Consider the following 20,876-nt stretch of genomic DNA (forward strand, 5'->3'; position numbering starts at 1 on the left):
ACGGAGGATTCTAACCGCTGGCGCGGGGAGGGTCCAGGCGGCTGCCGCGGACGAGCTTGTGGAAACCACGCGACAGCGACACGACAGGTCATTGCCCGGCCGGGGCGAAAGCGCCTAGGATCGGCTACCCCACGGCGGCCGAGTACGGCGGCCGCCAATAACTACTATATCGACGCTGCCTCACCGGTTGACGTCGAAGGTTCAGCAGGGGGGAGGACTTTCGGTGCAGTCGCGCCTGTGTTCGGCGCGACGACGGTGCGCGGTGTCGAATCTCCAGGAGGAAGTATCGATGCACCGTCCGCTGATGCGCCTGGGCGCGCTCTGTCTCGCCCTGACTGCTGTGCTGGCTCGGGCTGATCTGGTGATCGGCCAATCGGCGCCGCTGTCCGGGGTGGCGATGGAAACCGGCTACAGCATGTCGCAGGGAGCCAAAGCCTATTTCAGTCATATCAATCTGCAGGGCGGGATTTACGGCGAGCTGATCCGCCATGTGGTCAAGGACGACCGCTATATCCCGGCCGAAACCGTGCGCAACGCACAAAGCCTGATCCGCGAGGAAGGGGCCATCGCCCTGGTGAACTTCTACGGCACCGGCAATATCGTCGAACTCAATCGTCAAAAGATACTGGAGCGTACCGGGGTGCCGCTGGTTGGGGTGTACAGCGGTGCACTGGCGGCGCGCGAGCCGCATACGCCGTGGATCTACCATACCCGCGCCGGCTACCACGACGAAGTCGAGATGATCGTCAATATGCTGGACGATCTGGGCGTGCGCTCGGTTGGGGTGCTGTACCAGAACGATCCATTCGGTCAGGCCGGTTTCGAGGCGGCCAAGCAGTCCCTGGCCAAGCACCGGATGACCATGGCCGGCGTCGGTACCTACGAGCAGAACACCGACAACGTGGCGCAGGTGGCCGAGAAGTTTGCTCGCGAGAATCCGGCCGCCATTCTGATGATCTCGATCACCAAGCCGACTGCGGCCTTTGTCTCCCGTTTCCGTGCCGCCGGCGGCACGGCCCAGCTGTTCAATATCTCGACTGCCAACTACGACCAGGTGGTGTACAACGCGGGCGCGGACAAGGCGCATGGCCTGGGCATCTCGCAGGTATTTCCCTCGCCGTTCGACTACCGCTTGAAGCTGGTGCGCGATTACCAGGACACCCTGAAGAAATACGCGCCTGCCGAGCAACCGGGCTATGCCTCGTTCGAGGGCTATATCAACGCCCGGGTGCTGGTCGAGGCGCTGCGCCGTGCCGGGCGCAACCCCAGCTCCGCCGCGATTGCCAAGGCACTCGATTCGATGCAGGACTTCGACCTCGGCGGCTACCGGATCAGCTTCAGCAGCCAGAACCATATCGGTTCACGCTTTGTCGAGCTGACCATGATCAATCAGCGCGGCGGCCTGTCGCGTTGAGCGGTGGCTCGGCTGACGAACCCGGCGCATGCGGTTTTCTGGCTTATTCGTAACTAAACTACGCCAAATCCGCAGAGAATCCGTTATAGGATAGTACAATAACTACACACCGCCGCCGTCGAAGGCGGCGGTGTCACAGGATTCTGTCACTTCGTCTAGCCATCCCTGTCGCGTCGTCGACCGGGTAGCCATCAAGGAGCGCATCGATGCCACGCTGTACCAAGATTGTCGCGACCCTCGGTCCGGCCACCAACGAGCCGGAAATGCTGGAGCGCCTGATCGCCGCCGGGGTCAACGTGGTCCGGCTCAATTTCTCCCACGGCAAGGCTGCCGACCATATCGCCCGTGCCGGCATGGTGCGGGCCGCTGCCGACAAGTTCGGCCTGCCCGTGGCCATCATGGTCGATCTGCAAGGCCCGAAAATCCGCGTCGGCCGCTTCGAAAACCAAAGCGTACTGCTCGAACCAGGCCAGGATTTCGTCCTCGACGCCGATTGCGAACTGGGCAACGAAACCCGGGTCGGGCTCGATTACAAAGAATTGCCGCGCGATGTCTCGCCCGGCGCCGTGCTGCTGCTCGACGACGGCCGTATCGTGCTGACGGTCGAGCGCGTGCAGGGCAATGAGATCCATACCAAGGTCCGCGTCGGCGGCATGCTCAGCAATAACAAGGGCATCAACCGCCAGGGCGGCGGGCTGTCGGCGCCGGCACTGACGGCCAAGGATATGGAAGACATCAAGGTCGCCGCCCAGCTCGAGGCCGACTATGTGGCCGTGTCCTTCCCCAAGAGCGGGGCCGATATGTATATGGCGCGCACCCTGCTGCAAGCGGCCGGCAGCAAGGCCCAGGTGGTCGCCAAGATCGAGCGGGTCGAGGCCATCAATAATCTGGAAGAGCTGGTCGAGGCATCCGACGCGATCATGGTGGCGCGCGGCGATCTGGCGGTCGAAGTGGGCGACGCGGCGGTGCCGGCGCTGCAAAAGCGGATGATTCGCATCGCCCGCGAGAAGAACAAGCTGACCATCACCGCCACCCAGATGATGGAATCGATGATCTCGAGCCCCGTGCCGACCCGGGCCGAAGTCAGCGATGTGGCCAATGCCGTGCTCGATGGCACTGACGCGGTGATGCTGTCGGCCGAAACTGCCGCCGGCAAATATCCGGTCGAGACGGTGGAAGCGATGTCGCGCGTCTGCCTCGAAGCCGAGAAATCGACCGATTACCAGCTCGACCGTGATTTCCTCTATCGCGAGTTCACCCGGATCGACCAGTCGATTGCCATGGCGACGCTGTTTACCGCGAGCCATCTCAAGGTCAAGGCGATTGCCGCGCTGACCCAGACCGGCGCCACGGCGCTGTGGATGTCGCGGGTCAAATGCGGGGTGCCGATCTATGCGCTGACGCCCGAAATCTCCACTTACCGCCGTCTGAGCCTCTATCGCGATGTGTTCCCGATGCTGCTGCCGCAGGATCACGACCAGAAGCAACTGGTGCTGTCGGTGGAGCGAAAGCTGGTCGAGCGCGGCCTGGTGCAGCTGGGCGACCTGATCGTGATGACCGTGGGCGATACCCTGGGTCAGGTCGGCAGTACCAATACCATGAAGATTCTGCGGGTGATGTAGGCAGGGCTGGCGCACAGCGCCGGCCCCGGGCGGGGGAGTCCGAACGGTCATCGGCCGTTCCGGCTCCTCCGTTTTGCCTTGCAGCGGGATCAGGTTGATCGGATCGCGCCTCGCCAGCCAATTCGGCGTCAACGTGTCCGGACCTCGAAGCACAGCCGTACAGCGCCCCCTCAGACTGGGCAGCGACTCCGCTTCAAATGGAAATGCGCTGGCTCGAGGGAAGATTGAAGCGGATATTGGGTGTGCTCGCATGGCTGCTGCTGCCTGAGCTGGCCATTTGATGAAATCAGCTGGAAGCCTTCAGGCAATGTTTCGCAATAGACAAGCCGGACACGCCCGCAGCAGGCCGTTGAATGTACGCCGTCGTCGCCCACGCCATCGCGCCAAGACGGACGCGCTGCCGCCCGAGCCTATCGTCTCCACTGCCGGGTCGGGTCAGGCAATACGCTACGACTTGCCGTTCGGCCCATCTGGCGATTCGGTCAAGCTGATCTGTCAACCGGCTGAGACGGATAAGCCAGGCAAGGCGAGCAAACCGGACAGTCTAGGTAGGCGCGCTCTGGGGGGTGATCTTGCTGGCAGCCGTGGCCTTGGTTTTTCTACAGTTTGTCTTTGGCGACCAGATCCGGCTTTTCGAAAACGAGAGGCTGAAGAACGGCTTGTTCGCGCTGATAGGCATCGCGGCCACCCTTGGGGCGCCGCGAGGACGATAGTGAAAAATTAAATAAATAGGAAAAATATCTGCAAGACACAGAGACAGATTTATTTAAAAATAAAAATATCAACCGCCTCGTCTCTCCAGGTCCTTGGCGGCGAACCTTCCCGGATCGACCGCTGCCACCAACTCTCTCTCGAGTGGCAACACTTCCCCTTCGATCTGACTTGCCAACAATTCAGCGCCCAGCAGCGCCCAGGTGAGGCCACGGGCGCCAAAGCCGTTGAGCGTATAGAGACCCGGCAGGCGCGGCGCCAGATGGAGGCTGCCGGCGTGTTTGGGGCGCAGCAGTCGGCTGTCGGCGACCGGACCGATCACCGGCAGGCGGTCACGTGTTCCCGGTCGGGCGCAATCACGACCGCCCACAAGCGGCGGCGTCCAACCGGGCACCATGGCGTCCAGCAAAGCCAGATTGCTTGCTGGCGCTGCTTGTCCGACTCGGCTGGAGCCGATGCAGGACAGACCATCGACTGGCGGCGTCAGATAGGCGCTGCGGCAAATCACGCTGCGTGGAGTGGCAAGCGGAGAGGGATTCTGTAGTCCGGCGCCGACCTCGAGCAGGCTGACATGACGCGGATCGCTGGCAAGCGGCAGATTGCCGGCTGGCAGCAGACGGGCGGCGTCGGCGGCGTTGGCGAGTACCAGGACGGGCGCCTGAGCCAGCAGATGGCCTTTGTCGTCAAACAGTTGCCAATGGCCGGCTGCGTCCGCTTCGATCCTTGCCACCGTCACGCCATAGCAGCAGCGCAGCGCCGCACCGGCCTGGTCGAGCAGGGCGCTCACGAGCGAAGGGGGGGTGATCCAGCCCGCCTGTGCAAACCAGAGTCCACCGACAGCCAGCGGCAAACCGGCGAGTTCGCTGGCGCGTTGGGAATCGACGCTCTGGAGATAATCGGTGGGGAAACCTTGCCGGGTGATGGCGGCGAATCGTTCGGCTTCCGCTTCATCACGCGCCAGCTGGAGTGCTCCGCAGCGTCCCCAACGCAGCTGCGGCCAGCCATCGAGCCGATGTTGGGCATGCAGAAACGCTGCACGGGCGAGCCTGGCCTGCAGATTGTCGTCGTTGGAGACCACCGGACGCAGCACGCCGGCGTGATTGCCCGAAGCGGCCCGGGCCGGGCCGGTTTCGCGCTCCAGCAAATCCACCTGCCAGCCACGTGCGGCCAGCCGCTCCGCTGCGGCGGCACCGGCCATACCGGCGCCAAGCACGATACAGCGCCGCTCGGTTGGCGGTAGCGAGGCTTTGCCGCGACCGACGAAACGCCCCGCCAGCATCTGACGCTTGCGACCGAAACCGTCGCGTTTCTCGACGGCAAAACCATGGGCTTCAAGCCCGCGCCGCACGGCGCCGGCCACGGTATAGGTGGCCAGCGTGGCAGCGGGCGCGGCGAGCCGGGCGAATTGGCGAAATAGCTGCTCGTTCCACAGATCGGGATTCTTGGCCGGGGCAAAGCCATCGAGATAGAAGGCATCGATCTGCCCGACCAATTGCGGCAGCAGGGTCAGGGCGTCGCCCAGCAGCAGGGTCAGGCTGACCCGGCCGTGGTCGAGCAGCAGACGGTGGAAACCGGCAAGCGGCAAGGGCCAGGCGGCGCATAGCTCGGCCGACAGGGCGGCAAATTCGGGACCGAGCAGGCGGGCGTGCAGCGTGGCCATATCGGCCGCCACAAACGGGTATTTCTCGACCGAGACGAAATGCAGCCGGGCCGGTCGGGCCGGGTCGGCGCGCCAGGCCTGCCAGGTGGTCAGGAAGTTGAGGCCGAGGCCAAAACCGGTCTCGGCGATGCTGAAGCGTTCTCGCCCGGCCCAGCGCGCCGGCAGGTCGTTGCCGGCCAGAAACACATGGTGGGCCTGGGCCAGTCCGCCATCTCCGGAATGGTAGACATCATCGAAGACGGCGGAGTAGGGAATGCCCTGCTCCTGCCAATCGAGCCGGGCGGTGGTTAGCGGCGTGTAGGCCATCAGTTGGTGGGAGTGGGCTCGTCCATGCTGGGCGTGCGGTCCTCAGCGGTATCCTGTTCGTCCGGCGCCGGTTCCTCTGCAGGCGCGGCCTCTTCTTCAGCGGGCGGCTCCGCCTCATCGACCATCGGATTTTGCAGTGCCGAACCCGTGCCTTCGGGGCAGGTGTTTTCCGGCTTGAAGGTCTGGCCTTCCATCTGGAGGCAGAGCTTGTCCTCGGTGGCCGAGCTGAAGGCGATCAGGGGCGTGTCGGCGAAGTCGTGGTCTTCCTTGAACTGGACCCGGATAACGCCTTCGATCGGGTCATACGACACCGCCTTGATCTCGCTGTCCTCGGTCTTGGTCAAGGTGTAGCCGGTGGCTTCGAGGTCGGCGGGGAAGCTGTCCTGGGTCGAGATATATTCGGCCACGGCACGCACGGCCTGGCGGGCTTCGAACTCGGCAGCCTTGAGCTGGCCTTTCTTCTGGTATTCGACGAACTGCGGAATCGCGATGGCGGCAATGATGCCGATAAACATCACCCCCAATAGCAGCACCCCGGCCACCAGCGCCACGACGGCACCGGTGCCCATGCCCTTCTTGGGCTGGCTCTCGGCGCTCAGGGCATGGGCCACTTTCTGGCCGAATGCCTGCCGCAGCACGACATGGGCAATCGATTCGGGGCAACCCTCGCCCAGCAGGGCATGGTGGATGGCATCGGGACTGCGCTGCTGCTCCTGAAGCGAGACCACATAGCGCTGGCACAGCTCGATATAGAGCTGGAACGGATCGGGCGAGGGCGCGCTCATGCTGAACGGCTCATCACCCTGACCTTGCAGATAGTCGTGGTAGCGGGCCCGCTCTTCGGGATTGCTCAGCGTGGTATAGGCGTTGGCCAGCAGAAAGAAACGTTCCCGTGCCGACTGGTTGGTCAACCCCAGCCGTGCCGGATGCCACTGACCAGCCAGACGGCGATAGGCGGCGGTAATCGCCTCAAGGCCGGCATCGGGCGACAGACCTAGCCATTCATAGAGGGACTGGCGGGTAAGGGTGGCTTCCATGGGCATTCTCTCCCGAGACGGTAAACGTTATCTGACTGGCATACGAGGCGGGCATCGTAACCGTGGCCCTGGATGGCGGCAATCGGGTCCGGCCGTGAATCCTGCCCAGGCGTAAAAACGGCATCCCGCGGGGAAGTCCGCCTGGATGCCGTGGCACCGAGAGCGCGTAGGTGCTCAGTCCTCCGGACGCATCTGCGGGAACAGCAGCACGTCACGGATCGATGGGGCGTCGGTCAGCAGCATCACCAGCCGGTCGATACCAATGCCTTCGCCGGCCGTGGGCGGCAGACCGTATTCGAGCGCGCGGATATAGTCCGCATCGTAGTGCATCGCCTCATCATCGCCTGCGTCTTTCTGTCGCACCTGATCGAGGAAGCGCTCGGCCTGGTCTTCCGGGTCGTTGAGCTCGGAGAAGCCGTTGGCCAGCTCGCGCCCGACCACAAACAGCTCGAAGCGGTCGGTGATCGCCGGGTTGGCGTCATTGCGCCGGGCCAGGGGCGAGACTTCGGCCGGGTAGTCGATGATGAAGGTCGGCTCCCACAGCTGGGCTTCGGCGCACTCTTCGAACAGCGACAGCTGCAGCCCGCCGATGCCGTCGGTCAGCACCGGCTTGCCACCCAGACGCTGGATTTCGGCCTTGAGCCAGGCACGGTCGTGCAACTGGGCGTCTTCGTAGTGCGGGTTGTACTTCTTGATCGCCTCGACGATGGTCAGACGATGGAAGGGCTTGGAGAAATCGACGGTGCGGCCCTGATAGGTCACCACCTGGCTGCCCAGCACGGTTTCGCTGATATAGCGGAACATCCGTTCGGTGAAGTCCATCAGGTAGCGGTAGTCGCGGTATGCCTCGTAGAACTCCATCATGGTGAACTCGGGGTTATGGCGCGTGCTCATCCCCTCGTTGCGGAAGTTGCGGTTGATCTCGAATACCCGCTCCATCCCGCCCACCACCAGCCGCTTGAGGTAGAGCTCGGGCGCAATGCGCAGGTAGAGCGGCATATCGAGCGCATTGTGATGGGTGACGAAGGGCTTGGCCGCCGCACCGCCGGGAATGGGGTGCATCATCGGCGTCTCGACTTCCAGATAACCGGCTTCGACCATGAACTGGCGCATGGCCTGGATTACCTTGGAGCGCACCACGAAGGTCTCGCGGGTCTGGTCGTTGGTGATCAGGTCGAGATGACGCTGGCGGTATTTCTGCTCCTGGTCGCTCATGCCGTGGAACTTGCCTGGCAGCGGACGCAGCGATTTGGTCAGCAGACGGATCTCGCTGGCCAGAATCGACAGCTCGCCGGTCTTGGTCTTCATCAGCGTACCGCGCACACCGAGAATATCGCCGAGGTCCCAATGCTTGAACGCACCATAGGGTGCTTCACCAAGCTGGTCGCGGCTCAGATAGACCTGGATACGGCCCGAGCCGTCTTGCAGCGTCGCAAAGCTCGCTTTACCCATCACCCGTTTCAACATCATCCGGCCGGCCAGCACGACTTCGACCTTGGCAGCTTCCAGCGCTTCGGCGTCCTGGGCGTCGTATTTGGCGTGCAGGTCGGCGGCGTGGTGTTTTCGGTCGAAGTCGTTGGGGAAGGCCACGCCCTGTTTGCGGATCTCGGCAAGTTTGGCGCGGCGTTCGGCGATCAGTTGGTTGTCGTCTTGATGGGTGGTCTGTTGCGAGTTGGCTTCGCTCATTTCAAATTTCCAGGAAACGGATGGTTACGGTCGGATCAGCGCTCGAAGACGCTGAGGTACTGCGCCGGCATATGGTCGACCAGCCATACGCCGTTGTCGGAACGGTAGAACAGAATCCCTGCCTGTGCTGCGGCGGCGCTATCGACCCGAAGGATCACCGGCCGGCCCCGTCGGGCACCGACCTTGCGGGCGGTGTCGAGATCGGCCGACAGATGGACCTGCTGCCGGCTCATCGGCTTGAGGCCGTCCTTGAATACCTGGCCGACCGCGTCGCCGATGGTGCCGTGATAGAGCTCGGGCGGCGGCTCGGCCGGCGGATAGCCCAGCTCGACCTCGACGCTGTGGCCCTGCACGGCGCGGATGCGGCGGAAATCGTCGGAGAAGCTGAAGCGCTTCTTGTCGTTGTCCGCCACGATCTGCTTGAGCAGCGGCAGGCTGATGATGCGACCCGAGCGCGCCGCGCCGGCGAGCAGCATGTCCACGTCGGCCCACCCTTCGGCGTCGAGCGTGAGACCGATGGTTTCGGGCTTGTGGCGCAGTACCATGCTGAGAAAGCGGCTGTACTTGACCAGTTGGTCGGCGTGCTTGGCGTCGCTCATCGAACTTATACCCCTTGCTTCAGGCTGGCCTCGATAAACACATCGAGATCGCCGTCCATCACGCCCTTGACGTTGCCGACTTCGACATTGGTGCGCAGATCCTTGACCCGGCTCTGGTCGAACACATAGGAACGGATCTGATGGCCCCAGCCGATATCGGACTTCGAAGCCTCGAGCTGCTGCTGGGCTTCCATGCGCTTTCTGAGTTCAAGCTCATAGAGGCGGGCGCGCAGCATCTTCATTGCTTCGTCGCGGTTGCGGTGCTGCGAGCGGTCGTTCTGGCACTGCACCACGATATTGGTCGGCAAGTGGGTGATCCGCACGGCCGAGTCGGTCTTGTTGATGTGCTGACCGCCGGCGCCCGAGGCGCGGAAGGTGTCGATACGCAGATCGGCCGGGTTGATATCGACTTCGATCGAGTCATCGACTTCGGGGTAGACGAACACGCTGGCAAACGAGGTATGACGGCGGGCGTTGGAGTCGAACGGGCTGACCCGCACCAGACGGTGTACACCGGTCTCGGTGCGCAGGAAACCATAGGCGTAGTCGCCTTCGAGCTTGAGGGTGCAACTGGAGATACCGGCGACTTCGCCCTCGGACTGTTCCATGATCTCAACCTTGAAACCCTTGCGTTCGGCATAGCGCAGATACATGCGCATCAACATGCCGGTCCAGTCGTTGGCCTCGGTGCCACCGGCACCGGACTGGATATCGATAAAGCAATAGTTGGGGTCCATGGGGTTGGAGAACATCCGCCGGAATTCCATCTCGGCGACTTGCTTCTCCAGGGCAGCGATATCGTCCTCGACCGCTGCGATGGTGTCGAAGTCTTCCTCGGCGCGGGCCATCTCGAACAGGTCACGGCTGTCGATCACGCCTTGGCGTACCTGATCGAGCACCACGACCACCGCTTCGAGGGCCTTGCGTTCGCGACCGATTTCCTGGGCGCGCTTGGGGTCGTTCCACAGCTCGGGGTCTTCGCTCAGGCGGGTGACTTCTTCAAGCCGGTCTTTTTTTCCGGCGTAGTCAAAGATACCTCCGCAGTTCATCGCCACGGGCGGCGATGTCGGCGAGGGAATTTTCGATCTGGTTCAGGCGTTCGGCTTCCATGCTGGGCCTCAATAGTTTTCTGCGGCGAAAACCGGGAAGTATAACGCAAGGCGGCTAGAACGCGGGTCGTCCAGGCTGGGAAGCCGGGTTGCTCCGCCCGCTTGGTCCGGTACCACCGACAGATGGTCAGGGCAGCGGCTGGACACGATGTCGGATATGGATGTGCGGAAGATATTTTAATTACTAGGTAATATACCTTCCACATATTGATCATATTTTGCCGTATTTTTTAACTATCCCTCTTCTACTATGGGGGCTGCGGCGACGCAGCCTTGTCTTGTTCTATCTTGGCGGTTTGCAGGCAGTGGTCCGGCCCTGGTGGGGTGAGCCGGGACGGTGGATGGCATTCCCCTGGCAAACAAGGCAGCACGAAGCTGCCTTGTCCATTTCCCTAAGACCGCAGACGGGCTTGGTGAGCCAGTGCGGGAATAGACTAGAGGCGGTTCAGGGAGAAGATTTCCCAACCTTTGACAACCCCGGCGTCGGTATGCAGCGGCAATCGGTTGGCTGCCTCACCGATGCCGCCGTTATTGACAGCGGTTACGTAGTTGCCGCTGGCAGTCATCAGGGCGATGTTGTTGCCGCTGAGCATAATCAGGCGGAAACGCTCGTTGGGGCCAATCGAGGTGGCGTCGGTGCGGATGGCGATCGGAACGTTGGCAGGACCGGCCATGCCGCCGCCGTTAACGGCAGTAAGGTAGCCATGGCCCGCACGCAGGGAGTAGACGCCTTGAGCGACGGGTTGGACGCAATCCTGCGGCGCGACGTTTGCTGCAGCGAGATCCTGCGCTTGGGCCGCGATGGCGGTACAGGCGAGGGTAGCGCCCACGGCAAGGCGGAGGGCGAGTTTGCTCAAGCTGTTCATAGCGGTTTTTCCTCTTCGTAAGCATTGATTGCCGGGCAGTTTTCCGCGGGAATTGCCCGATTCTTTTTTCTTGTTTTTCGGCAATAAACTTCCTTGTCGCGCCATGATTAAATGGGCGATAAAGTGATTTCTCTGGGTAAGGAAATTATGTGATGGCGCGATGAATATCCCGTTGAGGGAGTAATGCGGACGAAAATTATTATTTTTTCATGTGGAATATATTGCGGGGGTTCTTGTATATCTGTCTTGAGAGGTATTGTGGGTGCTTGAGTGGCTGGATTTCAATCTCTATTGAAATCAATGATTTGTTCTGGTGTTGATGGAGGGGCAAGGGCTTTTGTTCGTCATGGATGAAGTGAGAGGTCGCAAAGTTCTGGCTGATTTATTGTGGCCGGCTTGAGGCGGGAGATATTGCAGCAAACGGAATGTTATTTTCTTGATTGCTGGCGAATTGTCTGGGGGTGTTCTGCATAATTTTTTAATTATTGTGAAGGGTCTCCATCAGGCAAGGCGGTGATTCCACCTTGTCCGTCATCTTTGTGAGCCTCATTTTGATCAAGGCAGTCCGACGATGAATGGGTAATGCCACAGCGGGTGGAAAAGTTTTTCTTTTTTGGTTTTTGCGCGCAACAGATCATGAGAATGATCTGCGCAATTTTTCATGTCAGTATCAAAGCCCATCCGGCGGACAAAGCGCCCACTGCTTCAATGGCCTCCGTCTTGATCGCGGAAGCGGTTGGCGATATTGAGGAATTCATCCTGGATGGCAAGGAAGGCATCGAGCACATCGGGGTCGAAATGGCTGCCGCGGCCGGCACGCATCATCTCGACCGCCTGCTCGTGCGAATAGGCCGGTTTGTAGACCCGTTTCGAGATCAGGGCATCGTAGACATCGGCCACGGCCATCAGGCGGGCCGAGACCGGGATGGCGTCGCCGGCCAGTCCTTCGGGGTAGCCTGAGCCGTCCCATTTCTCCTGGTGGGAATAGGCAATCTCACGGGCAAAGCGCAGAAAGTCGTTACTGGCCCCAAGCTGGCGCTCGACCGACTCGATGGCATCGCGGCCGTAGACCGTATGGAGCTTCATGATTTCGAATTCTTCGGGATCGAGCCGGCCCGGTTTGAGCAGGATGCGGTCAGGGACGCCGACCTTGCCGATATCGTGCAGCGGTGCCGATTTGAACAGCAGCTCGATACTGGCCGAGTCGAGCGCGGCGCGAAAACGCGGGTGATCGGCCAGCCGGCGCGCCAGCGTCGCCACATAGTGCTGGGTGCGGCGGATATGGTTGCCCGTCTCGTTGTCGCGGGTCTCCGCCAGCGAGGCCATGGCAAGGATGGTGGCGTCCTGCATCTGGGCCAGTTGCTGGGTGCGCTCGCTGACCAGATGTTCGAGATAGCGATTCTGATCCTTGAGAAACTGGCGGGCGTTTTTCAGCGACAGCTGGGTTTCGACCCGGGCGCGCACGATGGCCGGGCTGATCGGCTTGCTCAGATAGTCGACGGCGCCGACATGCAGTCCTTCCTCCTCGTCCTCGATCTCGGTCTTGGCCGTCAGAAAGATCACCGGAATGTCCGCTGTCGCCGGATGGGCCTTGAGGCGGCGGCAGGTCTCGTAGCCGTCCATCTCGGGCATCATCACATCGAGCAGGATCAGGTCGGGATGGGGCGAGGTGGTGGCGATCTGTAGCGCCTTGCTGCCGTTGGTGGCGATCTTGGTGCGGTAGCGGTCTTTTAGCAGCGACGACAGCAGGCTGATATTGTCTGGTGTGTCATCGACGATCAGGATGGTGGGCTTGGCAGGCGGCTGCGGTGCCGCTGCCGTACTGCGCTGGCGCGGTGCCGTGGCGGGCAGCGCGGCGCCGGCGAAATAGCGCTCGAGCGCATGGAGCACCCGGTTCAATTCGCGCTCGAGCTGGTTGACCAGCCCGTTTAGTCGGCTATCGCTGCTTTGCTGATCGAGCGCTTGTTCAAGCAGGCTGGCCTGTTCCTGGATGTCACCCGCGCCGATCAGGCCGGCGGTGCTCTTCAAGGTATGGGCAAGCCGGCTGGCCACCGCCAGATCGTGCTCGTTCAAGGCGTTGCGCAGCATCGGCACAGCCTGCTGCTGTTCATGGCGGAAGCGGTCGAGCAGTTGGCGGTACAGCGCCGTATCGCCAAGCGTGCGGGCCAGGCCCGTCACGGTATCGATGCCACCGATGGCCGGCATCGGCTGTACCGTGGCCCGCAGCCGCTCGCCGGCCCATAGCTCGACTGCGCGGTACAGCGATTTCGGGTCGATGGGCTTGGTTAGATGATCGTTCATCCCGACCGCCAGACAGCGCTCGCGCTCCTCCTGCAGGGCATGGGCCGTCATGGCCAGAATCGGCAGCCGCTGGAAGCGCTGGTCGGCGCGGATGCGCCGGGTGGCTTCATAGCCGTCCATTTCGGGCATCTGGATATCCATCAGCACCAGGTCGTAGCTGTCCGCTGGGTTGCCAAACAGGGTCTGGCAGGCTTCGTGGCCATTGTTGGCCAGATCGACCCGGATGCCGGTGGTGCTGAGCAGTTCGCGGGCGATCATCTGGTTGATCTGGTTGTCTTCGACCAGTAGCACCCGCAGGCCGTTGAAATCGGGCGTGGCGGCATTGGCCTGTTCCGCGGCCTTGGCGTCAGCGCCCGGTTCGAGCGTCACGGTGAAATAGAACTGCGAGCCTTGCTCGGGCTGGCTGTCGACCCAGATGGTGCCGTCCATCAATTCGACCAGCCGGCGGGCGATGCTGAGCCCCAGACCGGTGCCGCCAAAGCGCCGGGTGGTCGAGCCGTCGGCCTGGTTGAAGGCTTCGAACAAGGAACGGCTCTGCTCAGGTGACAGGCCGATGCCACTGTCGCTGACCTCGAAGCGCAGCACCGCGCGACCTTCGCGCGGCTCAAGCGGGCGGCAGGCCACCCGCACAAAGCCGCGCTCGGTGAACTTGACCGCATTGTTGACCAGATTGATCAGGATCTGCCCCAGCCGCAGCGGGTCGCCGCGATAACGGCGGGCGAGCCCGGGCGGCAGGTCGAGCTCGTAGGTCAGACCCTTGTCGGCGGCTTTCTGCGCCGTCACGGTGGCGACATGGTCGAATACGTCGTCAAGGTCGAAGTCAACCGCTTCCAGGTCGAGCTTGCCCGCTTCGATCTTCGAGAAGTCGAGGATGTCGTTGATGATGCCCAGCAGCGAGATCCCGGCCAGATGGATCTTTTCCAGATAATCGCGTTGCACCGCATCAAGCCCGGTGCCGAGCGCCAGATGGGCCAGACCGATGATCGCGTTCATCGGGGTGCGGATTTCATGGCTCATATTGGCCAGGAACATCGACTTGGCCCGGGTGGCCTGCTCGGCGTGATGACGGGCCGCCTTGGCCTCGCGCAGTTCGCTTTCGATCCGCAGTACCTGGAGCCGGGTGCGCGAGGCCATGCCCTGGGCGCGGGCGAACAGTTCGTGGAAACGTTGCTGGTACTGGTAGGCGGTCTGCCAGTCGCCCAGTTCGGCATGGAGCTGGGCCAGTTCCTCGCTGGCACGCAGCGGCATAAACACATAGCCCATGCCGCTGGTCTGGGCGATGGCGTATTCGAGGTCGGCGCGGGCGGCATCGCTGCGGCCACGGCGATGGTGCAGATGGCCACGGGTCCAGTAGAAATAGGGCTTGAGCTGCTTTTCCTCGTAGCTGTCGATCAGCGCCTCGGCCTGCTGACACAGCGCCTCGGCTTCGTCGAGCCGGTCGCGGTTGGCCAGGGTGAAGGCCGCTACCGCCAGAAAGAACACCCGGTCGGCCGCCTGCGGCGAGAAATCGCTGTCGTCGAGATAGGGCGCCAATACGGCATAGGCTTCTTCGAATTTGTCGAGCGAGAGCTTGCACAGCGCAAGCACCGTGGCAACGAACTGCGGCAGCCAGCGCTCGCCCGAACCGTGGGCCAGTTGCTGGGCTTCGAGCAGCATCTGCTCGCCGTCCTCGGCATTGCCGCTGACATAGAACACTTCGCCGATATTGGAGGTGATCTGGGCTACCCGGCCGGTCCAGTCGAGCGTGCGGGCCATATCGAGTGCCTGGTAGAAATGGCGCAGCGCCTCCTCGGTATGGCCGCATTCCTGGCTGGCGATGGCCAGGGCATTGAGCGCGAGCACCGCCTCGCGGCTCGGGCTGTCGGGCAGATCGGGCAATAGCCGCTGGCGGCCGTAGTCGTAGGCCTGCCGGGTATGGCCCTGGGCCCGCCACAGTCCGATCAGGGCAAAGCGGGCCAGACACACACCAAGGAGATCGCCGCAATCGTCGAGTGCCCGTTCGAGTTCGAGCAGATGCGGTTCGGCGCTGTCGGGACGATCGTCCCAGATATCGGTCAGGATGCGGCATAACTCGCCGACCAGGCGGGCACGTGGCTCGGACGCGAATTCGGCGATCACGGCGTCGGCGATGGCGCGGGCCTCGGCGGGCTGGTCGCGCATCCGGTCGAGGGCTTCGTAGCAGCGTAAGCGCCAGGGTTCGGGAGCGGGTGGGGCGGGCGTCCGGTTAGGCATGCAGGTCTATCGGCAAGAGGGTCAAGGAAGACTGCTCAGGGCGGCGTCGAAATCGTAGTCGCGCAATGCCCGTTCAAGTGCGCTGTAGCGCTCGCCGAGCAGGACGCGCAAGCGCCCGCCATGCTCACTCAGATAATCGACCGCTTCGCCGTCGGAGGCTTCGAGCAGGGTACGTAGTCCGGCCAGGGTCGCCTGGTTGGCGGCAGCGTCGTGCTCGTTGCTGTCAGTGGGTGGTGGCGTGGGTGCCTGCGGCAGGGCGCTGTCGAGCGCCCCGAGTACAACGGCGAGCGCGTCGGCCAACTCCTGCACCTGGCTCTCCAGCACCACCCGGTCGACCTGGTTGTGGATGCTGTGTTCCACCACCGCGGCGAGTGATTCGATCTTGCTGGCCCCGATATTACCCGATACGCCTTTGAGGGTATGGGCCAGTCGTTCGGCTTCCTGGCGGTCACGCGCGAGTGCCGCCGTCAGCCTGGCGGGAGCATCGGCCTGGGTGCGGCGGTATTGCAACAGTAATTGCTGATATAGCTCGCGGTTGCCGGCGACCCGGCGCAGGCCAGCACTGGTGTCGATCCCCGGAATGGGCGGCAACCCCGCTGTGGCGTTGCTGGTCTCCTCCTCGCGCTCCCCGCGCTTATCGGCCAGCCACCGCGTCAGCAGCTGGTAGAGCGAATCGGGATCGACCGGTTTGGCGATATGGTCGTTCATCCCTTCGGCCAGACAGCGCTCACGTTCCTCGACCAGGGCGTGGGCGGTCATGGCGATGATGGGCAGCCGGTCAAAGCGCGGATCGGCCCGCAGCAGCCGGGTCGCTTCATGGCCATCCATTTCGGGCATCTGTAGGTCCATCAGCACCAGATCGTAATGATTGGGCGCCGCGGCATAGAGCTTATGCACCGCTTCCTGACCGTGCGAGGCCACCTCGACGGTGATGCCGGCGGCCAGCAGCAGCTCGACGGCGATCTGCTGGTTGATTTCATTGTCTTCAGCGAGCAGCACCCGGGCGCCATGGAAGCGCGGCACGCTGCCGGCCACGAGCTGGTCGAGTGCCTGGCGCGAAGTCGGGGCGATCAGCTCGGTCAGGGTATCGACCAATACCGACTGGTTGATCGGCTTTTGCAAGAAGCCGTCCACGCCCATCCGTTCGGCCTGCTGGCGGATATCCTCAAGCCCGAACGCCGTCACCAGCACCACCCGGGGCGGGTGCAGCAGCGGCTGGTCGTCGCGCAGACTGGCGACCAGCCCCAGGCCGTCGAGGCCGGGCATCTTCCAGTCGGTCAGCAGCAGGCGAAACGGGTCGAAGGCATCGGCTTCGCGGATCAATTTGAGTGCCGTGCTGCCGCTTGAGCAGGCATCGACCCGCAGCGGCAGGCTGGACAAGGCTTCGACCAGGATATCGCGCGCGGCCGGGTTATCGTCCACCACCAGCACCCGCAACTCATTGAGCGCGCCGGGCAGCGGCCGATGCACCCGGCGCTCGCTTGATAGCTCGAACCAGGCACTGAAGCTGAAGGTACTGCCCTGGCCCGGCTGGCTCTCGACCCCGATCTCGCCCCCCATCATCTCGACCAGCCGTTTGCAGATCGACAGCCCCAGGCCCGAGCCACCGAATTTGCGGGTGGTCGAGCCATCGGCCTGGGTAAACGGGGCAAACAGCTTGGACGACTGCTCGCTGCTCATGCCGATGCCGGTATCGCGCACCGAGAAGCCGAGCTTGACCCGCTGGCTGTCGCCTTCGAGCCGTCTGGCCGTGACGGCCACTTCGCCACGTTCGGTGAACTTGATCGCGTTATTGACCAGATTGATCAGCACCTGGCCCAGTCTGAGCGGGTCGCCGACCAGAAGGCGCGGGGTGGAGGCCGGGATGTCGAACAGGTATTCGAGCCCTTTCTCATTGGCCTTGTGGCCGGTGACGGTCGAGACATTGAGCAGCACGTCGTCGAGGCTGAAGTCGATCCGCTCGATATCGAGCTTGCCCGCTTCGATCTTGGAGAAGTCGAGGATGTCGTTGATGATGCCCAGCAGCGACAGGCCGGCGCCGTGGATCTTCTCGACATAGTCGCGCTGTTTGGGGTTGAGGTCGGTCTTGAGGGCCAGATGGGCCATGCCGATGATGGCATTCATCGGGGTGCGGATTTCGTGGCTCATATTGGCCAGGAACATCGATTTGGCCTGGGTGGCGCTCTCGGCCGCTTCCTTGGCCCGTTCGAGTTCGGCCTGCATGGCCTTGCGGTCGGTGATATCGGACCAGTAGCCGTTCCAGACGGTGGAGCCGTCGCTGCTGCGGCTTGGAATCGACTCGCCCAGTATCCAGCGGATATTGCCGTTGGCCTGCCGGACCCGGAAATCATAGCGCCAGGCACGCAGCCGCTTGGCCGATTCCTCGAGCGAGGCGAGCAGCCCCGGCAGGTCTTCCTGCAACACGCGCTTGAACAGCAGGCTGACATTCTCGATCGCTTCGGCCGGGGTGATGCCGAGCACTTCGGTCAGCCGGTCGGTGACAAAGGTGAGCTTGATGTCGCCGCTGCTCTGCATATGCCACTGGAACACCACCACCGGCACATTGTTGGTGATATTGCGCAGCGCCAATTCGGCATTCGACAGCGCCTCGGCACGGCGGCGCTCGTCGGTGACATCCATCCAGAAGCCGTTCCAGATGCAGCCGCCGTCCTCCTGCTCGACCACGCTGCTATGGGTGTAGATCCAGCGCTCGCTGCCGTGGATGCGCACCCGGTGGTAGAACTCGGCCGAGCTGCGCCGGGCCAGCGCTTCGGCGACCTGCTGCTGCGCCGCTTCACGGTCGCCATCGATCACATTGCGCCAGCGCAGATTGGGGTCGGCCATCAGTTCGGCGGCGCTGACGCCGAGCAGATCCTTGACCTTTTCGCCGACGAACAGATACTGGCGGCGCTGATTGGGCGCCAGCAGCAGTTGGAACACCGCCAGCGGCAGGGCGTTGCTGAGGTCGAGCAACTGGCGCCGTGCCTCCTCGGCCGCGTCGCGTGCTTCGCGGATACGCTGTTCGGCCTTTTTGCGCTCGCCGATATCGCGCACGAATGCGATCAGATACCAGTCGCCATCCTGGCGATAACCGACCAGTTCGATCTCGACCGGCAGCCGGCGACCGTCGGCGTGGAAAATCTCCGCCTCGGTCACATAACTGCCGCCCTGCGGCGGCGGCCCGTTGCAGCGGTCGATCGGAAATGCCGGAATCAGGCTCTGGATCGGCCGGCCGATCACCTGGGCGGCGCTCCAGCCAAACAGATGTTCGGCGCCGGGGTTCCAGTAGGCCAGATGGCCCTGGGCCTCGACGCTGATAATTCCCTCGGGCGCCGCTTCCATGATGGCGTTGAGCTTGGCTTCACGTTCGGCCAGCGCCTGCTGGTCGGTCAGCGCCGCGAGCTTGGCGGCAAGACCCGGCCGGATCAGCCGCCAATCGACCAGAAAGCTTGCCAGCAGCATCATGGCCGCCGTCAGGCCCCACAACAGCCCGCCATGACGGCCGACCGCCGTCAGCAACTGGTCGATCTCGTCCTGGTCGATTTCATACAGCAGCATCCATGGCGCGTTTTCCAGCCGCTCGACCTGAAACAGCCGGTTGTCCTGCGGCAGCATGGCATTGGTTTCCTCGCGCCAGCGGCCGCGCAGCGGCTCGGGCAGCACCTGGTCGACCTGCTGGACCCGGTCGCTCTGCCGCGCCGTGGTCACGCCGATCAGTTCGCCATTGCCCGACACCAGATAGAAGCGCCCGCCCGCATGCTGGCTCTGGTCGAGCCAGGCCGCGAATGTTTCCAGATAAAGGTCGGTCGCCACAAAGCCGAGTTCTCGCTCGACCTGCTTGACCGGCACAAAGGCACTGATCACCGTGCGGCCAGTGACCGGATCGTGGTGGGGTGACGTCCAGGACACGCCCTGGGCGGAACGGTTGTCGCGCGCGGCGGCAAGCGGCTGGTAGAGCGTCTGCAACATATCGCTCATCCGCACATTCTGGCCGCGACCGAGGATTTCGCGTGCCGACAGAAAGGGCAGATAGGAATGCACCCGCGCGTCATGGCTGGCAAAGTAGCTGCCGACCAGCTCGGGCGAGCCCAGATGGACCACATCCTGGAAATTGACCAGATTGATGGCCAGATCGAACAGCATCCGCTCTTCACTGCGCGCCCGGTCGGGGTCGAACAGAGTATGGACGCTGGCGACCGGATGCTGGCTTTGCAGCGGGCTGACCACCGTCTCGTAGAAGTCGTCGTAGGTGGTGGTGTAGACAAACAAGCCCTGCGGCCGCAGGGTGGCGTCATAGTTGTCGAGGTAGTGTTGCGACCAGTAGCGGGCCCGGTCGATATACTGCACCACCGATTGCACCGCCTGATCGAGCCCATCCTTGCGCAGATGGAACTGTACGGTCAGACGTTGCACCACCTCATGTTTCTGACTGGCATGCTCCTGCCAGAGAAACGCCCCCTGCAAGCTCAGCAGCAAGATCACCACCGCGATCAGAGTCAGACGCTGTATCGAAGCGCTGCGCCGCAACTCGGTCGCCTTGGCGTGAAACAGCTTGTCGACCTTGGGATGGACCACCGCGTCTCCTGTGTGTCGGGGGAGTGATGGGCTGGCGGACTGGTCCGCAAGCCGGAGGGCATGCGTCTCCTATGCGTCGGGTGTGTGAGTCACCGTCAAGCCAGTTTAGAACCTGATAGCGAGGAAGGCTATTTGCGGGAGGAACAGGATAGTGATAGCGGGAGGCGACGGATGAAGAGAGGGGAGGAGGGTGTTGGGTAGTAAGGAAAATATTATGCATAAATAATGCAGTATATAGATTGATATATATCAAAAAAATAAATTTATATGTCTCAATCTCAAGCAGACCCGAAAATCGGACGCCATCGTGTCTCCCTCGCTTGCAGTACCGATCCAGGAGATATCGAGGCCCGGCTGATAGGGGCGGGCGAGTGGAAACCCGGTCCGAGGCTGAGGAAATCGAAGGAATAGTTGGATATCCGCCGTGCCCGTTCAGGCAGATCGGTCAGCAAGGAGCAGCCCGAACTTCGATGCGCGCGATGTTCACAGGTGTCGGCTGCAAGGCTGGCATGGCGGGCCAGCGGGCGGCCCAGGCGGAAAAGCGCTAGAACAGGGCTTCGAAGCCGAGTGCTGGAACAAGGGGAAAGGCAGAGCCGATCATGAAAAAACTCCGCTCGATATAGAGGCGAGACGGCAAAAAACATTCAAAATTATTTATTTGCCGCTACCATAATTGCAGGTGTTTTGCATATTTTTTACAAAAAAGGCGAGACCTTGAAGTCTCGCCTTTTTGCTTGCTACCCGGGCTGAACACGGCG

The 20,876-nt window shown here is 62.5% G+C and carries 10 protein-coding genes; 2 read left to right on the forward strand and 8 right to left on the reverse strand.

Annotation, left to right across the window (positions count from 1 at the left end; translation table 11 throughout):
- Positions 1 to 289 precede the first annotated feature (289 nt).
- Together ACFOW7_RS01435 and pyk are read left to right on the forward strand one after the other, a co-directional pair.
- Positions 290 to 1,414, forward strand: a complete 1,125-nt coding sequence (locus tag ACFOW7_RS01435; protein ID WP_378160238.1) for an ABC transporter substrate-binding protein — start codon at positions 290 to 292, stop codon at positions 1,412 to 1,414.
- 206 nt (positions 1,415 to 1,620) lie between these two features.
- Positions 1,621 to 3,036, forward strand: a complete 1,416-nt coding sequence (gene pyk / locus ACFOW7_RS01440) for a pyruvate kinase (protein WP_378160240.1) — start codon at positions 1,621 to 1,623, stop codon at positions 3,034 to 3,036.
- Between the two features lie 781 nt (positions 3,037 to 3,817).
- Here the strand turns inward: pyk and mnmC are convergent.
- The 8 genes from mnmC to ACFOW7_RS01480 all read right to left on the reverse strand — a co-directional run bounded on the left by mnmC (position 3,818) and on the right by ACFOW7_RS01480 (position 20,118).
- Positions 3,818 to 5,713 (reverse strand): bifunctional tRNA (5-methylaminomethyl-2-thiouridine)(34)-methyltransferase MnmD/FAD-dependent 5-carboxymethylaminomethyl-2-thiouridine(34) oxidoreductase MnmC, encoded by a 1,896-nt coding sequence (mnmC, locus tag ACFOW7_RS01445; RefSeq protein WP_378160242.1) that lies wholly within the window; start codon positions 5,711 to 5,713, stop codon positions 3,818 to 3,820.
- A complete protein-coding gene (locus ACFOW7_RS01450) occupies positions 5,713 to 6,750 on the reverse strand; it encodes a J domain-containing protein (protein ID WP_378160244.1) in 1,038 nt (345 codons plus the stop codon). Before ACFOW7_RS01450 ends, mnmC begins: the two co-directional genes overlap by 1 nt.
- 174 nt (positions 6,751 to 6,924) lie before the next feature.
- Positions 6,925 to 8,436, reverse strand: coding sequence for a lysine--tRNA ligase (lysS, locus tag ACFOW7_RS01455; RefSeq protein WP_378160246.1), 1,512 nt, complete (start codon positions 8,434 to 8,436; stop codon positions 6,925 to 6,927).
- Between the two features lie 35 nt (positions 8,437 to 8,471).
- The gene (locus ACFOW7_RS01460) at positions 8,472 to 9,035 is read right to left on the reverse strand and encodes an RNA 2'-phosphotransferase (protein ID WP_378160248.1); all 564 of its coding nucleotides are present in this window, start codon (positions 9,033 to 9,035) and stop codon (positions 8,472 to 8,474) included.
- 5 nt (positions 9,036 to 9,040) lie between these two features.
- A protein-coding gene (gene prfB / locus ACFOW7_RS01465) for a peptide chain release factor 2 (protein ID WP_378160250.1) occupies positions 9,041 to 10,145 on the reverse strand; the annotation gives its coding sequence in 2 pieces (ribosomal slippage) (positions 9,041 to 10,063 and positions 10,065 to 10,145; 1,104 coding nt in all).
- 433 nt (positions 10,146 to 10,578) lie between these two features.
- Positions 10,579 to 11,115: a fascin domain-containing protein gene (locus tag ACFOW7_RS01470; RefSeq protein ID WP_378160252.1), complete on the reverse strand. Its 537-nt coding sequence runs from the start codon at positions 11,113 to 11,115 to the stop codon at positions 10,579 to 10,581.
- A gap of 600 nt (positions 11,116 to 11,715) precedes the next feature.
- Complete coding sequence (locus tag ACFOW7_RS01475; RefSeq protein ID WP_378160254.1) at positions 11,716 to 15,543, reverse strand: response regulator; 3,828 nt, start codon at positions 15,541 to 15,543, stop codon at positions 11,716 to 11,718.
- Between the two features lie 21 nt (positions 15,544 to 15,564).
- Positions 15,565 to 20,118 carry a response regulator gene (locus ACFOW7_RS01480; protein ID WP_378160256.1) on the reverse strand — a complete coding sequence of 1,518 codons (4,554 nt, stop codon included), beginning with the start codon at positions 20,116 to 20,118 and terminating at the stop codon, positions 15,565 to 15,567.
- Between the last annotated feature and the right edge of the window lie 758 nt (positions 20,119 to 20,876).

Source organism: Chitinimonas lacunae, assembly GCF_042650885.1.
GTDB classification, from domain to species: Bacteria; Pseudomonadota; Gammaproteobacteria; order Burkholderiales; family Chitinimonadaceae; genus Chitinimonas_A; species Chitinimonas_A lacunae.